The organism is Micromonospora sp. NPDC005806, from assembly GCF_042871425.1.
Classification (GTDB): domain Bacteria; phylum Actinomycetota; class Actinomycetes; order Mycobacteriales; family Micromonosporaceae; genus Micromonospora.
Genome location: NZ_JBIAIL010000007.1, coordinates 200,394 through 214,729, shown reverse-complemented (window position 1 = coordinate 214,729; position 14,336 = coordinate 200,394). Strand labels below are relative to the sequence as shown.

Annotated in this window: 15 protein-coding genes; 13 read left to right on the top strand and 2 right to left on the bottom strand. The window is 72.2% G+C overall.

Annotated elements, in window-relative coordinates; translation table 11 throughout:
- Window positions 1–47 precede the first annotated feature (47 nt).
- The 3 genes from ACFYOS_RS11110 to ACFYOS_RS11100 all read left to right on the top strand — a co-directional run bounded on the left by ACFYOS_RS11110 (window position 48) and on the right by ACFYOS_RS11100 (window position 2,829).
- Window positions 48–1,139 (top strand): M50 family metallopeptidase, encoded by a 1,092-nt coding sequence (locus ACFYOS_RS11110; protein WP_387138578.1) that lies wholly within the window; start codon window positions 48–50, stop codon window positions 1,137–1,139.
- On the top strand, window positions 1,136–2,113 hold the full coding sequence (locus tag ACFYOS_RS11105) for a tRNA (adenine-N1)-methyltransferase (RefSeq protein ID WP_387138489.1): 978 nt from the start codon (window positions 1,136–1,138) through the stop codon (window positions 2,111–2,113). Before ACFYOS_RS11110 ends, ACFYOS_RS11105 begins: the two co-directional genes overlap by 4 nt.
- A gap of 143 nt (window positions 2,114–2,256) precedes the next feature.
- On the top strand, window positions 2,257–2,829 hold the full coding sequence (locus ACFYOS_RS11100; protein WP_387138486.1) for a hypothetical protein: 573 nt from the start codon (window positions 2,257–2,259) through the stop codon (window positions 2,827–2,829).
- Window positions 2,830–2,885: 56 nt separating this feature from the next.
- Here the strand turns inward: ACFYOS_RS11100 and ACFYOS_RS11095 are convergent, their stop codons facing one another.
- Complete coding sequence (locus tag ACFYOS_RS11095; RefSeq protein WP_387138483.1) at window positions 2,886–3,179, bottom strand: ferredoxin; 294 nt, start codon at window positions 3,177–3,179, stop codon at window positions 2,886–2,888.
- 177 nt (window positions 3,180–3,356) lie between these two features.
- Here ACFYOS_RS11095 and arc point away from each other — a divergent pair, with 177 nt between their 5' ends.
- From arc to prcA, 6 genes are all read left to right on the top strand, one after another.
- A complete protein-coding gene (gene arc / locus ACFYOS_RS11090; RefSeq protein WP_387138480.1) occupies window positions 3,357–5,138 on the top strand; it encodes a proteasome ATPase in 1,782 nt (593 codons plus the stop codon).
- A gap of 178 nt (window positions 5,139–5,316) precedes the next feature.
- The gene (gene dop, locus ACFYOS_RS11085) at window positions 5,317–6,834 is read left to right on the top strand and encodes a depupylase/deamidase Dop (RefSeq protein ID WP_387138477.1); all 1,518 of its coding nucleotides are present in this window, start codon (window positions 5,317–5,319) and stop codon (window positions 6,832–6,834) included.
- Window positions 6,835–6,951: 117 nt separating this feature from the next.
- Window positions 6,952–7,158 (top strand): ubiquitin-like protein Pup, encoded by a 207-nt coding sequence (locus tag ACFYOS_RS11080; protein WP_073836803.1) that lies wholly within the window; start codon window positions 6,952–6,954, stop codon window positions 7,156–7,158.
- A 210-nt stretch (window positions 7,159–7,368) separates the two neighbouring features.
- Entirely contained in the window at window positions 7,369–7,866 is a 498-nt protein-coding gene (locus ACFYOS_RS11075; RefSeq protein ID WP_387138575.1) for an endonuclease VII domain-containing protein, read from the top strand.
- A complete protein-coding gene (gene prcB / locus ACFYOS_RS11070; RefSeq protein ID WP_387138474.1) occupies window positions 7,785–8,624 on the top strand; it encodes a proteasome subunit beta in 840 nt (279 codons plus the stop codon). The genes ACFYOS_RS11075 and prcB overlap by 82 nt, the downstream gene beginning before the upstream one ends.
- 61 nt (window positions 8,625–8,685) lie before the next feature.
- A complete protein-coding gene (gene prcA, locus ACFYOS_RS11065) occupies window positions 8,686–9,519 on the top strand; it encodes a proteasome subunit alpha (RefSeq protein WP_387138471.1) in 834 nt (277 codons plus the stop codon).
- Between the two features lie 103 nt (window positions 9,520–9,622).
- On the opposite strand, the gene rfbB is transcribed toward prcA, so the two are convergent.
- A complete protein-coding gene (gene rfbB / locus ACFYOS_RS11060) occupies window positions 9,623–10,600 on the bottom strand; it encodes a dTDP-glucose 4,6-dehydratase (RefSeq protein ID WP_387138468.1) in 978 nt (325 codons plus the stop codon).
- 118 nt (window positions 10,601–10,718) lie between these two features.
- Between rfbB and pafA the strand changes: the two genes are divergently transcribed.
- The 4 genes from pafA to ACFYOS_RS11040 all read left to right on the top strand — a co-directional run bounded on the left by pafA (window position 10,719) and on the right by ACFYOS_RS11040 (window position 14,307).
- Complete coding sequence (pafA, locus tag ACFYOS_RS11055) at window positions 10,719–12,077, top strand: Pup--protein ligase (protein WP_387138465.1); 1,359 nt, start codon at window positions 10,719–10,721, stop codon at window positions 12,075–12,077.
- A gap of 58 nt (window positions 12,078–12,135) precedes the next feature.
- Window positions 12,136–12,354 carry a hypothetical protein gene (locus ACFYOS_RS11050; RefSeq protein ID WP_387138462.1) on the top strand — a complete coding sequence of 73 codons (219 nt, stop codon included), beginning with the start codon at window positions 12,136–12,138 and terminating at the stop codon, window positions 12,352–12,354.
- A gap of 75 nt (window positions 12,355–12,429) precedes the next feature.
- The gene (locus ACFYOS_RS11045; RefSeq protein ID WP_387138459.1) at window positions 12,430–13,539 is read left to right on the top strand and encodes a winged helix DNA-binding domain-containing protein; all 1,110 of its coding nucleotides are present in this window, start codon (window positions 12,430–12,432) and stop codon (window positions 13,537–13,539) included.
- A gap of 219 nt (window positions 13,540–13,758) precedes the next feature.
- On the top strand, window positions 13,759–14,307 hold the full coding sequence (locus ACFYOS_RS11040; RefSeq protein ID WP_387138572.1) for a carboxymuconolactone decarboxylase family protein: 549 nt from the start codon (window positions 13,759–13,761) through the stop codon (window positions 14,305–14,307).
- Window positions 14,308–14,336 lie beyond the last annotated feature (29 nt).

The following is a 14,336-nucleotide window of genomic DNA, read 5'->3' as shown; positions in this document are numbered from 1 at the left end:
AGCAGAGGAGCCGACCGCCGCGCCGGCCCGGGCTGACCGTCGGTCGGGTGTGCGGCGTGCCGCTGCGCGTCGACGCGTCGATGCTGCTGCTCACGGTGGTCGTCACCGTCCTGTACGCCGCCCTCGCCCGGCGCCAGCTCGACCTCGGCCACCTCGGCGGCTACCTGGTCGGCCTCGGCTTCGTGATCTCCCTGCTCGGCTCGGTGCTGCTGCACGAGCTGGGGCACGCGCTGACCGCCCGCCGGTATGGCATCGGTGTGCGCGGGATCACCCTGGAGCTGCTCGGCGGCTACACCGAGATGGACCGCGACGCCCCCAGCCCCCGGGTCGACCTGCTGGTCTCCCTCGCCGGCCCGGCGGTCTCCGCGGTGCTCGGCGCCGCCGGCGTGGCCGCCACCCTCGCCCTGCCCGACGGCACCCTCGCCCACCAGCTCGCCTTCCAGGTCGCGGTGAGCAACGTCGTGGTCGCCGTGTTCAACAGCCTGCCCGGGCTGCCGCTCGACGGCGGCCGGGCGCTGCGCGCCGCCGTCTGGGCGCTCACCCGGGACCGGCACCGGGGCACCGAGGTGGCCGGCTGGATCGGCCGGGCCGTCGCCGTGGCCACCCTGGCCCTGGTCGTCCTGCTGACCCTGCGCCGGGCCGTCGCGCCCCTCGCCCTGCCGCTGGTGCTGCTCGTCGCCGTCACCCTCTGGCGAGGCGCCGGCCAGTCCATCCGGATGGCCCGGATCAGCCGCCGACTCCCGCTGGTCGACCTCGCCCGGCTGGCCCGCCCGGTGCTCCCGGTGCCCAGCGGCACCCCGCTCGCCGAGGCGCAGCGCCGCCGCGCCGAGGGCACCGTCCCGGGCGCCGCGCTCGCCGTCGCCGACGCCGCCGGCCGGCCGGTCGCCCTGGTCGACCCGGCCCGGGCCGAGGCCGTACCCCCGGAACGGCGGCCGTGGCTCGCGGTGGACGCGGTCGCCGGCGACCTGGCCGGCCTGCCCGCGCTTCCGGTCGGCGCAGACGGCGAGCAGGTGATGGAGACCGTGCGCACCCACCCGGGCGCACAGTACGTCGTGACGGCAGGCGAAGATGTCGTCGGCGTTCTGCACATCGCGGATCTCGCACAGCTCCTGGAACCCAAACGGAAGACGAACACGTGACCGCACATTCCTCCGCCGTCCCGGCCGACCCTGCCGCCCCGGCGCTGCCCCCCGTCCACCGGGGGCCGTTCCGTCCGGGCGACCGGGTGCAGCTGACCGACCCCAAGGGGCGGATGCACACCGTGACGCTGGAGCCGGGCAAGGAGTTCCACACCCACCGGGGGATCCTCAAACACGACACGCTGATCGGCCTGCCCGACGGCAGTGTGGTCACCACCGCCGGCGGCGGCACCGCGTTCCTGGCACTGCGGCCGCTGCTGTCGGACTACGTCCTGTCCATGCCCCGCGGCGCCCAGGTGATCTACCCGAAGGATTCGGCGCAGATCGTCGCCATGGGCGACATCTTCCCCGGTGCGAAGGTCCTCGAGGCCGGCGCCGGCTCCGGCGCGCTCTCCTGCTCCCTGCTGCGCGCCGTCGGCACCGAGGGCGAGCTGCACTCCTGGGAGCTGCGCGAGGACTTCGCCCAGATCGCCAAGCGCAATGTCGAGGCGTTCTTCAACGGCCCGCACCCGGCCTGGCGGCTGAACGTCGGCGACGTCGCCCAGTGCCAGGAGACCGGCTTCGACCGGATCATCCTGGACATGCTCACCCCCTGGGAGACCCTCGACATGGTCGAGCGGGCGCTCGTCCCCGGCGGCGTCTTCATCGGCTACGTGGCCACCACCCCGCAGCTGTCCGAGTTGGTCGAGGCGCTGCGCGAGCGCGGCGGCTGGACCGAGCCGCGCGCCTGGGAGTCGCTGGTGCGCGACTGGCACGCCGAGGGCCTCGCCGTCCGCCCCGACCACCGCATGATCGCGCACACCGCGTTCCTGGTCTCCGCGCGAAAGCTCGCCCCCGGCGTCACCGCGCCGCCGCGGCGGCGCAAGCCCAGCAAGGGCGCCGAGGCGTACGTCCAGCGCCGGCAGGCGCTGCGCGAGGCGGAGGCGGCCCGGCAGGCCGCGGCCGAGGCGGAGCAGGAGCTGGATCAGCCGTGACCCCACGGCGCGGACGGGGATGAGCGGGTGGATCATGTGTCCCGGCGGGGACGGCACCGGACGGGCGGAGACGGTGGCATGAGCGAGTGGAGCGGGGCGCGCGGCGAGCGCCCCGACGGACGGGAACCCCAGGAGGCGGCGGCGTGAGCAGCCCCGGCTACGGCAACGGCGACCTGCCCGCGGTCTTCCCCGACTGGTCGCCCTACGCCGACCTGGAGTCGGCGGCCCGGGCGTACCTGCGCGACCCGGACGTCGCCCTGGACGCCCTCGGCGGGGTGCTGCGCGGGGCCTCCGTGCTCGGCTTCACCCTGGAACGCTTCGTCAACGAGGTCAACGGGGTGTGGCAGGAGGTCGTCGTCTGCGACGGCAGCCGCCTGGTGCTCTGGCACGGCGAGGACGTCCCGCCGGGGGAGGGACCGCCCGGGTCGATGACGTCGTCACTGCGGGTGGTGCCGGTGTCCACGGTCACCGAGGTCGGCTGCCGGCGGCGGCTCACCCGCTCCGACACCGGCGAGGTCCGGGTCGACAGCATCGACGTCTACCTGCTGCTCACCTCGCTGGACGAGGCGCCGCCCGGCGACGAGGTGGTCGGCGCGCCCCGACACGACGCGCTGCGCTTCGGCAAGACCCTCGACGACGGCGGCGCCGGGCAGATCGCCCGGCTGGAGGAGTTCGCCCGGTTGGTCGCCTCGGTCGTCGGCCGCCCCATGCTCTGAAGACGCGTGCGGCCGGGGACTTTCGTCCCCGGCCCACACCGGTTGTCCGGCGGATGTCAGTCCTCGGCGTCCGGCCCGGCCACCTCGAGGCCGTCGCTGTCGCGCACCACGTGGATGCACTCGCCCGGGCACTCCTTCGCCGAGTCGATCACCTCGAGGCGCAGGTGCTCCGGGACGTCGACCCGGGCGCCCGGGGCCTGCAACAGCTCGCCGTCGGGGCCCTTGACGTACGCCAGGCCGTCGACGTCGAACTCGAAGACCTCGGGCGCGTACTGCACGCAGAGCCCGTCACCGGTGCAGAGGTCCTGGTCCACCCAGACCTGAAGCTGGTCCGTCGCGACGTCGGTCACGAAGCACCCCCCATGTTCTCCCGTCCCACACCCCGACGGTACCCGAACGCCCGTACCCGCCCGCCGACCAGCCCTTGGCGATCAAGCTTCGGTGACGAGCGCGTTGCGTGGGACCGAATCGGGCTCATAGCGGCTAGTGTTAGCTCAGAACGTTCAAGCCCCCCGGGGAGGTGGGACGTGGCACGCAGCGACGACGCGGACTCGCGCGCCGCACGGTGGGAGAAGGAGGCCCACGATCTCTCCACGCAGGTCGCGTTCCTGCAAGAGGAACTCGCTCTGGTGCGGCGCAAGTTGACCGAAAGCCCCCGACACGTCCGGCAGCTCGAGGAGCGGCTGGCGGCCACCCAGGCACAGTTGGCGCGGCTGACCGAGAACAACGAACGGCTCGTGAGCACCCTCAAGGAGGCTCGCGCGCAGATCGTGACGCTCAAGGAGGAGATCGACCGCCTCGCTCAGCCACCGAGTGGCTACGGCGTGTTCCTGGCGAAGCACGAGGACGGCACGGTGGACGTCTTCACCGGCGGACGCAAGCTCCGCGTCGCCGTCTCGCCCTCGCTGGAGGTCGACGAGCTGCGTCGCGGCCAGGAGGTCCTGCTCAACGACGCCCTCAACATCGTCGACGCGTTCGGCTACGAGCGGGTCGGCGAGGTCGTGATGCTCAAGGAGGTGCTCGCCGGGCCCGGCGGCGCCCCCGGCGACCGGGCGCTGGTGGTCTCCCACTCCGACGAGGAGCGCATCGTGCACCTCGCCGAGACCCTGATCGGCGCCCCGATAAGGGCCGGCGACTCGCTCATGATCGAGCCCCGTTCGGCGTACGCGTACGAGCGGATTCCGAAGAGCGAGGTCGAGGAGCTGGTCCTCGAGGAGGTGCCCGACGTCGGCTACGAGGACATCGGTGGCCTCCAGGCGCAGATCGAGCAGATCCGCGACGCGGTGGAGCTGCCCTTCCTGCACGCCGACCTGTTCCGCGAGCACCAGCTCCGGCCGCCGAAGGGCATCCTGCTCTACGGCCCGCCCGGCTGCGGTAAGACGCTGATCGCCAAGGCGGTGGCCAACTCGCTGGCCAAGAAGATCGCCGAGCGCCGCGGCGCGGAGAAGCACACCAGCTTCTTCCTCAACATCAAGGGCCCCGAGCTGCTCAACAAGTACGTCGGCGAGACCGAGCGGCACATCCGGCTGGTCTTCCAGCGGGCCCGGGAGAAGGCCGGCGAGGGCACTCCGGTGATCGTGTTCTTCGACGAGATGGACTCCGTCTTCCGCACCCGCGGCTCCGGCGTCTCCTCGGACGTGGAGAACACCATCGTCCCGCAGCTGCTCAGCGAGATCGACGGCGTCGAGGGCCTGGAGAACGTCATCGTCATCGGCGCCTCCAACCGGGAAGACATGATCGACCCGGCGATCCTGCGCCCCGGCCGGCTCGACGTGAAGATCAAGATCGAGCGGCCGGACGCCGAGGCCGCCAAGGACATCTTCTCCAAGTACATCCTCGCCGGCCTGCCGCTGCACGCCGACGACCTGGCCGAGCACGGCGGCGACCCTCAGGCCACCGTGGCGGCGATGATCGACGCGGTCGTCCTGCGGATGTACTCGGAGACCGAGGAGAACCGCTTCCTCGAGGTCACCTACGCCAACGGCGACAAGGAAGTCCTCTACTTCAAGGACTTCAACTCCGGCGCGATGATCCAGAACATCGTCGACCGGGGCAAGAAGATGGCCATCAAGGAGTTCCTCACCTCCGGGCGCAAGGGGATGCGCCTGCAGCACCTCCTCGACGCCTGCGTCGACGAGTTCCGCGAGAACGAGGACCTGCCCAACACCACCAACCCGGACGACTGGGCGCGCATCTCCGGCAAGAAGGGCGAGCGGATCGTCTACATCCGCACGCTCGTCTCCGGCGGCAAGGGCGCGGAGGCCGGCCGGTCGATAGAGACCGCCAGCAACACCGGCCAGTACCTGTAGCCCGACGGCACGACGGAGGCCCGCGGCGCACCCCGCCGCGGGCCTCCGCGCGTCCGGCCCCCGTCGGCCGCGATCCGCCACACCGCACGCCCCGGGCCGCCACGCCCCCTTCCCGCGTGACGACGACTACGCTCGACGTGACGGGGGGACCGGGACGGCGAGCGGAGCGGGCAGGTCGATGAGCGTTAGACGGATCATGGGCACCGAGGTCGAGTACGGCATCTCCGTGCCCGGCCAGGCCGGGGCCAACCCGATGGTCACCTCCTCCCAGGTGGTCAACGCCTACGGGGCGCGCCCGGAACTCAACCGCGGCGGCCGGGCCCGCTGGGACTACGAAGAGGAATCGCCGCTGCGCGACGCCCGCGGCTTCACCTACTCCGGCGCCGCGTACGACCCCGCCGAGGCGCTCGCCGACGAGGACCTGGGGCTGGCCAACGTCATACTCACCAACGGCGCCCGGCTGTACGTCGACCACGCCCACCCGGAGTACTCCACTCCCGAGGTGACCAACCCTCTCGACGTGGTGCGCTGGGACAAGGCGGGGGAGCGGGTGATGGCCGAGGCGGCCAGGCGCGCCGCCACCATCCCGGGCACCCACCCGATCCACCTGTACAAGAACAACACCGACAACAAGGGCGCCAGCTACGGCGCCCACGAGAACTACCTGATGCGGCGGCAGACCCCGTTCGCCGACATCGTGGCGTACCTGACGCCGTTCTTCGTCACCCGGCAGGTGATCTGCGGCGCCGGCCGGGTCGGCATCGGCCAGGACGGCGGCCAGAGCGGCTTCCAGATCTCCCAGCGGGCCGACTTCTTCGAGGTCGAGGTGGGGCTGGAGACCACCCTCAAGCGGCCGATCATCAACACCCGCGACGAGCCACACGCGGACGCCGACAAGTACCGCCGGCTGCACGTCATCATCGGCGACGCCAACCTGTCGGAGATCTCCACGTACCTCAAGGTCGGCACCGCCGCGCTGATCCTCACCATGATCGAGGAGAAGGCGCTCAGCCCCGACCTCGGCATCGCCGACCCGGTCAGCGAGCTGCGGGCGGTCAGCCACGACCCGTCGCTCAAGCACCTCATGCGGATGCGCGACGGCCGGAGGCTGACCGCCCTGGACGTCCAGTGGGCGTACCTGGAGCGGGTCCGGTCCTTCGTGGACGACCGGTACGGCGACGACGTGGACGCGCAGACCGCCGACGTGCTCGACCGCTGGGAGAGCGTGCTCGACCGGCTCGGCCGCGACGCCTTCCTCTGCGCAGACGAGCTGGACTGGGTGGCCAAGCTGCGGCTGCTGGAGGGCTACCGGGAGCGGGAGAAGCTCGGCTGGGGCTCGCACAAGCTCCAGCTGGTCGACCTGCAGTATTCCGACGTGCGGCCGGAGAAGGGCCTCTACCACCGGCTGGTGTCCCGCGGCTCGATGAAGACCCTGCTCACCGACGAGCAGACCCGCACCGCGATGACCGAGCCGCCGGAGGACACCCGGGCCTACTTCCGCGGCCGCTGCCTGGCCCAGTACGCTTCCGAGGTGGTCGCCGCGAGCTGGGACTCGGTCATCTTCGACGTGGGCCGGGAGTCGCTGGTCCGGGTGCCGATGATGGAACCCGAACGGGGCACCCGCAAGCACGTCGGGGGGCTCTTCGACCGCTGCGAGAGCGCCAAGGACCTCCTCGAGATGCTGACCGGCGGCTGAGCCGCCGGGTACCTGAAGGAAGGCCCGTCCCGCGCCGAGGAACCCGGCGCGCGACGGGCCGTTCGTCGCTCCCGCGAGGTAAGTTGATCGCAGGGCGATCGTGGAGGAGGCACCACCATGGCGACGCAAGAAGGCGGGCAGACCCAGTCCGGCAAGTCGCACGAGGAGGTCGAAGAGGTTACCGCGCAGGCCAACCCCGAGGTTGCCGAGCGGCACGCCGAGATCACCGAGGACGTCGACGACCTGCTCGACGAGATCGACTCCGTCCTGGAGGAGAACGCAGAGGAATTCGTGAGGGGTTACGTGCAAAAAGGAGGTCAGTGATCATATCGGGGCGAAACGGACATGTCGGTCCCTTTGGATGATCACGACGGCCTACGCCGATGCCGCGACTGCGGGGAATGGAAGCAGCTCGATGATTTCTGTGCGAGCAGCAAGCGTCCCAGCGGTCGCGGCAGCTACTGCAAGCCCTGCTTCAATGTGCGGTCCAAGGCCAGTTACGCCAAGCAGGTGAGGGAGAAACACGGTCGGGAGGTGAAGCCTGCCCGAGAAGTGCCGGAAGGCCACCGCTTCTGCACCGACTGTGGAACCGTCAAGCCCGTGGCCGACTTCCCGCGCAACCGCTCCGACGGCACGGGCTACGCGACCTACTGCAAGCCGTGCCACAACAGCCGCACCCGGGAGACGAAGCAACGACTGCACGGCGGCAACCGCGAGTACCACCTGCGCCACCGATACGGCGTGGGACAAAAGGAGTTCGACGAGCTCCTGGCCGAACAGGCCGGCAGGTGCGCGATCTGCGGGACCCCCGACCCGCAACATCTGGACCACGATCATCGCACCGGGTGGGTGCGCGGGATACTCTGCTTCAACTGCAACGGTGGTCTTGGCCAGTTCCGCGACAGTCCCGCGAGGCTGGCCAGGGCGATCACGTACCTGAGAGGAACCACGTGGCAGCGGGTTTTGATCCATCCGGGCGTCTACCAGATGTGTTCACCAACGCGGGGACGTCCTCCTTCACAGCGTTCCTGAGCAAGGTGGCCCCCGAGATGCTGCCCGGCCGTCGGCCGCTGCCGCCCGGCATGGCCGCCGACATGGCGCCGCACGCGACGACCATCGTGGCCATCTCGGCCGCCGGTGGCGTGGTGATGGCCGGCGACCGGCGCGCCACGATGGGCAACCTGATCGCCCAGCGGGACATCGAGAAGGTGCACCCGGCCGACGCGTACTCGCTGGTCGGCATCGCGGGCACCGCGGGCATCGGCATCGAGCTGATGCGACTGTTCCAGGTGGAGTTGGAGCACTACGAGAAGATCGAGGGCGCGATGCTCTCGCTCGACGGCAAGGCCAACCGACTGGCCTCGATGATCCGGGGCAACCTGGGCGCGGCCATGCAGGGCCTCGCCGTGATCCCGCTCTTCGCCGGGTTCGACCTGGCCGCGAGCGACCCGGCGCGGGCCGGCCGGATCTTCAGCTTCGACGTGACCGGCGGCCCGTACGAGGAGACCGGCTACGACGCGATCGGCTCGGGTTCGCTGTTCGCCAAGTCGGCGCTGAAGAAGCGGGTCCGGGCGGGCCTGTCGATCGACGACGCGGTGCGCCTCGCCGTGGAGGCGCTCTACGACGCGGCCGACGACGACACGGCGACCGGCGGGCCGGACCTGACCCGCCGGATCTACCCGGTGGTGATGACCGCGACGGCGGAGGGCACTCACCGGCTCACCGACGCCGAGACGGCGGCCATCGCGGAGGGCGTTGTCGCCGGCCGGATGGAGAACCCCGGCGGCTGAGCCCGCTCCCACCTGACCCGTCAGCAGTCCGCAGCACAGCGCCCGAAGGAGAACCGCCGCCGTGGCCATGCAGTTCTACGCCTCGCCCGAGCAGATCATGCGCGACCGCTCCGAGCTGGCCCGCAAGGGCATTGCCCGGGGCCGTAGCGCGCTGGTCGTGAGCTACGAGGGCGGGGTGCTCTTCGTCGCGGAGAACCTGTCCAGCACCCTGCACAAGGTGAGCGAGATCTACGACCGGATCGGCTTCGCCGCGGTGGGCCGGTACAACGAGTTCGAGAACCTGCGCCGGGCCGGGGTGCGGATGGCCGACCTGAACGGCCTGAGCTACGACCGGCGGGACGTGACCGGCCTGGGCCTGGCGAACGCGTACGCGCAGACGCTGGGTGCGATCTTCACCGAGCAGTCGAAGCCGTTCGAGGTGGAGATCTGCGTGGCGGAGGTGGGCGCGACGTCGGACGACGACTCGCTCTACCGGGTGACGTACGACGGGTCGGTGAACGACGAGCCGGGCCGGATGGCGATGGGCGGCCAGGCCGAGGCGATCACCGGGGTGCTGAAGAACGAGCACCGGCCGGACATGTCGCTGTCGGAGGCGGTGCGGGCGGCGGTCAAGGCGTTGAGCAGCGTGGGCGGCGAGGGCGGGGCGGCCCGGACGATCGCCGCCAACCAGCTCGAGGTGGCGGTGCTGGACCGCCGCCGGGTGGGGCGGACGTTCCGGCGGGTGACCGGGGCGGCGTTGACGGCGCTGCTGGACGGGGACGCGAGCGCGGACACCGCGCTGGCGCCGGGGCGGGCGAAGACCCCGACGGTGCCCACCGAGGAGGCGAACAAGCCGACGACCTCGGCCGGCTCGGCGGACCTGGAGGGCCAGCAGGGCGAGCAGCCCGGCGAGTGACGGCGACCGGGGTCGGCGCGCGTACCGGCCCGGGCCCGCGTCGACCGGACCGTCGGCGGCGGGCATGCCGGCGGGCGGGACCGCCGTGGACCGGTCGGCCTGTTCAGGAGCGCGGCTTGAGCGGCTGCCACCAGCCGCGGTTGGCGCGGTACCACTCGACGGTGGCGGCGAGCCCGGTGTCCAGGTCGACGGTGGGGGACCAGCCCAGCTCGCGGTGCGTGGTGGTGGTGTCCAGCGCGTACCGCCGGTCGTGGCCCTTGCGGTCGGCGACCGGCCGGACGCGGTCCCAGCCGGCCCCGCAGGCGGCCAGCAGCCGGCCGGTCAGTTCCCGGTTGGTCAGTTCGGCGCCGCCGCCGAGGTGGTAGACGCGTCCGGCCCGGCCGCAGGTCTGGGCGAGCGCGATGCCGTGGCAGTGGTCGTCGACGTGCAGCCAGTCGCGGACGTTGCCGCCGTCGCCGTAGAGGGGCACGTCGTGCCCGTCGAGCAGGTTGGTGACGAACAGCGGCACGATCTTCTCGGGGTACTGGCAGGGGCCGTAGGTGTTGGCGCCGCGGGTGACGACGACGTCGAGGCCGTGGGTGCGGTGGTAGGCGAGGGCGAGCAGGTCCGCCCCGGCCTTGCTGGCCGAGTAGGGTGAGCTGGGGTCCAGCCGGGCGTCTTCGGTCCAGGCGCCGGTGGCGATGGAGCCGTAGACCTCGTCGGTGGAGACCTGCACGTACCGGCGGACGCCGTGGCGCAGTGCGGCGTCGAGCAGGGTCTGGGTGCCGACCACGTTGGTGGTGACGAAGTCGGCGGCGCCGGCGATGGAGCGGTCCACGTGGGACTCGGCGGCGAAGTGCACGACGTCGTCGTGGCCGGCCACGACGACGTCGACCAGGGCGGCGTCGCGGACGTCGCCGCGGACGATGCGCAGCCGGGGGTCGGTGCGGACGGGGTCGAGGGCGTCCTCGGTGGCGGCGTAGGTGTACGCGTCGAGCACGGTGACGGCGTCCACGGCGAGGTCCGGTTCGGCGCCGGCGAGTAGCCGCCGGACGTACGCCGACCCGATGAAGCCGGCGCCGCCGGTGACGAGGATCCTCACGGCTGGGACCGTACCCGGCGCTGGGAGGCGCGAACGCCGGGAATGCCGGGGCCGGCGCGGTTGAGATGGCTGGGTTGAGCGCTGCCCATCTGACGGCTCGGGCGGCTAGTGTCTCCTCATGGAGCGGCGAATCTTCGGCCTCGAGACCGAGTACGGCGTCACCTGCACTTATCGTGGGCAGCGCCGGCTGTCCCCCGACGAGGTCGCGCGGTACCTGTTCCGGCGGGTGGTGTCGTGGGGCCGGTCGAGCAACGTGTTCCTGCGCAATGGGGCCCGCCTCTACCTGGACGTGGGCTCGCACCCGGAGTACGCGACGCCGGAGTGCGACGCGGTGACCGACCTGGTCGCGCACGACCGGGCCGGGGAGCGGATCCTGGAGGGGCTGCTCGTCGACGCGGAGAAGCGGCTGCACGACGAGGGCATCGCGGGTGAGATCTACCTGTTCAAGAACAACACCGACTCGGCCGGCAACTCGTACGGCTGCCACGAGAACTACCTGGTGTCCCGGCACGGGGAGTTCGGCCGGCTCGCCGACGTGCTGATCCCGTTCCTGGTCACCCGGCAGTTGATCTGCGGCGCGGGGAAGGTGCTGCAGACGCCGCGCGGGGCGGTCTACTGCCTGTCGCAGCGGGCCGAGCACATCTGGGAGGGCGTCTCCTCGGCGACCACCCGGAGCCGGCCGATCATCAACACCCGGGACGAGCCGCACGCGGACGCGGAGCGGTACCGCCGGCTGCACGTGATCGTCGGCGACTCGAACATGAACGAGGTCACCACGCTGCTGAAGGTCGGCACCGCCGACATCGTGCTGCGGATGATCGAGGCCGGGGTGGTGATGCGGGACCTGACGCTGGAGAACCCGATCCGGGCGATCCGCGAGGTGTCGCACGACATCACCGGCCGGCGCAAGGTGCGGCTGGCGTCCGGCAAGGAGGTCAGCGCGCTGGAGATCCAGCAGGAATACCTGGCCAAGGCGACGGAGTTCGTGGAGCGCCGGGGCGGGGACCAGACCGCGAAGCGGGTGGTGGACCTGTGGGCCCGGGTGCTGCGGGCGGTGGAGACCGGCGACCTGGACCCGGTGGCCCGGGAGATCGACTGGGTCACGAAGCTGAAGTTGATCGAGCGGTACCAGCGCAAGCACGACCTGCCGCTGTCGCACCCGCGGGTGGCGCAGATGGACCTGGCGTACCACGACCTGCGGCGGGGGCGGGGCCTGTACGGGCTGCTGGAACGGCGCGGCGAGGTGGACCGGGTGGCGACCGATCCGGAGATCTTCGAGGCGAAGGAGACCCCGCCGCAGACCACTCGGGCGCGGCTGCGGGGCGAGTTCATCCGGCACGCCCAGGAGAAGCGGCGGGACTTCACCGTCGACTGGGTGCACCTGAAGCTGAACGACCAGGCCCAGCGCACGGTGCTGTGCAAGGACCCGTTCCGGGCCTACGACGAGCGGGTGGAGCGGCTGATCGCCAGCATGTGACGGCGGGTGGCGGCCGGTGCCTCGGTGCCGGCCGGGCCCCCGGTACGCTGGCGGGGCGATGAACACTTCCGAACCCTCCGGCCGCGGCGGCGGCGCGAATCCGGGTCGCGACAGCGGCACCGAGAAGCTGAACTGGATCGACCGGCGCCGGGAGAAGATCCGCGCCGAGATCGAGCGGAACCGCCGCGGCGAGTACACGGTGCCGACCTGGGTGCTGGCGGCGGCACTGGTGCTGATCGTGGTCGCCTGGCTGGCGTTGATCCTCTACTTCGGCTGAGCCGGCGGGTTCGCTGTCGGCCGACCTGTCGGGGGCCGGCGGTGCCGTCCCGTCCGTCGACGGGAGGAGTCGCGGGTGCCGAGGCGCAGCGTGCCGGCCGGAGTGCCGCTGCTGTCCCGCCGGGCGCTGAACCGGGCCACCGTCGCCCGGCAGTTCCTGCTGGACCCGGCGCGGGTGCCGGCGCTCGATGCGGTGCGCCGGCTGGTCGGGTTGCAGGGCCAGGTGCCGGCCGGGCCGTACGTCGGGTTGTGGTCGCGGGTGGCCGGGTTCGGCCGCGAGGACCTGACCGGGCTGCTGTCGCGGCGGGAGGTGGTCCGGGCGACCACCGTGCGCGGCACGGTGCACGTGACCGTGGCCGACGACTACCGGTGGCTGCGTCCGTTGCTGCAACCGCTCATGACGCGGTTGCAGCGGCAGTTCATGGGCCGGGCCACCGAGGGGGTCGACCCGGCCGAGCTGATGGCGTATGCCGCCACGCTGCTGGTCGGGGAGCCGTTGAGCCGCACGCGGCTGCGGGAGCTGCTGGCGCGGCGGTGGCCGGACCGGGACCGCTCCGCCCTGCTGCACTCGGTGCAGTACCTGCTGCCGCTGGTGCACCTGCCCCCGGCGGGTACCTGGCGTGGTCGGGTGGACGGTCCGTGCGGGCTGGCCGAGGGCTGGCTCGGCGCGCCGTTGGCCCCGGCCGATCCGGCGGTCCTGGTCCGGCGGTACCTGGCCGCGTTCGGGCCGGCCTCCGTGCGGGACATGCAGGCCTGGTCCGGGCTGACCCGGCTGGCCGAGGTGGTGGAGCCGCTCCGGGGCGAGCTGCGGGTGTTCCGGGACGAGCAGGGGCGGGAGCTGTTCGATCTGCCGGACGCGGAGCGGCCCGACCCGGACACGCCGGCCCCGCCGCGGCTGCTGCCGGAGTACGACAACCTCCTGCTGGCCCACGCCGACCGGACCCGGGTCGTCGGTGACGAGGACCGCCGGCGGGTGATCACCCCGGCGGTGGCCGCCACGGTGCTGGTGGACGGGTTCGTGGCCGGCACCTGGACGATCGTCCGGCGGGACACCGTGGCGACCCTGCTGGTGCAGCCGTTCGGCCGGCTCGCCGCGGCGGATCGGGATGCGCTGGTGGCGGAGGCCGGGCGGCTGCTCGCCTCCGCCTGTCCGGAGCTGTCGGACCGGGCGGTGCGGGTGGGCTGAGCCCGGGTCTTGACGCGGTCCGACGTGCATGATCGTCTATGGGGCGACAGGGGGTGGTACGTGCCGTCAGCCGAGCCGCCGTGCGGTGCCTGCTGTTACGCCCTCACCGACACCCGGCTGGGCCGGTGCCGGTCCACCGTCGCGTTCGGGACGGCCGACCCGGTGCCGGTGGCGGCGGGGGCGCGGTGGCCCGGCCGACGACGAGGGGAGCTTGACGTGATTGCGCACATCGACCTGGGACTCGACGAGCGGGAGCATCCGGGCATCCGCGGGCTGACCCGGTTCCGTCCGGAGACCGCCGGGCCGCTCAACGCGCTGGCGGAGGTGCTGCTGCGCGCCCCCCACCCCACCCTGTCGCCAGCGGAGCGGGAGTTGATCGCGGCGTACGTGTCGGGCCTGAACGACTGCGGGTTCTGCCGGGCGTCGCACTCGGCGACGGCGGCGGCCCAGCTGCCGGCGGGCGAGTCGCTGGTCGAGCAGGTCCGCGCCGATCCGGAGACCGCACCGATCGGCGGCAAGCTGCGGGCCCTGCTGCGGATCGCCGCCGCGGTGCAGCGCAGCGGGCGGGAGGTCACCGCCGAGCTGGTCGAGGCGGCCCGGGCCGAGGGCGCGACAGACCTGGAGCTGCACGACACGGTGCTGATCGCGGCCGCCTTCTGCATGTTCAACCGGTACGTGGACGGGCTGGGCGCGTTCACCCCGGAGGATCCGGAGGCGTACCGCCGGTCGGCCGGGTTCCTGGTCCGACACGGGTACCTGGCGGGCTGACCTCTCCCGGCCGGGATCGGCCGTCCGCT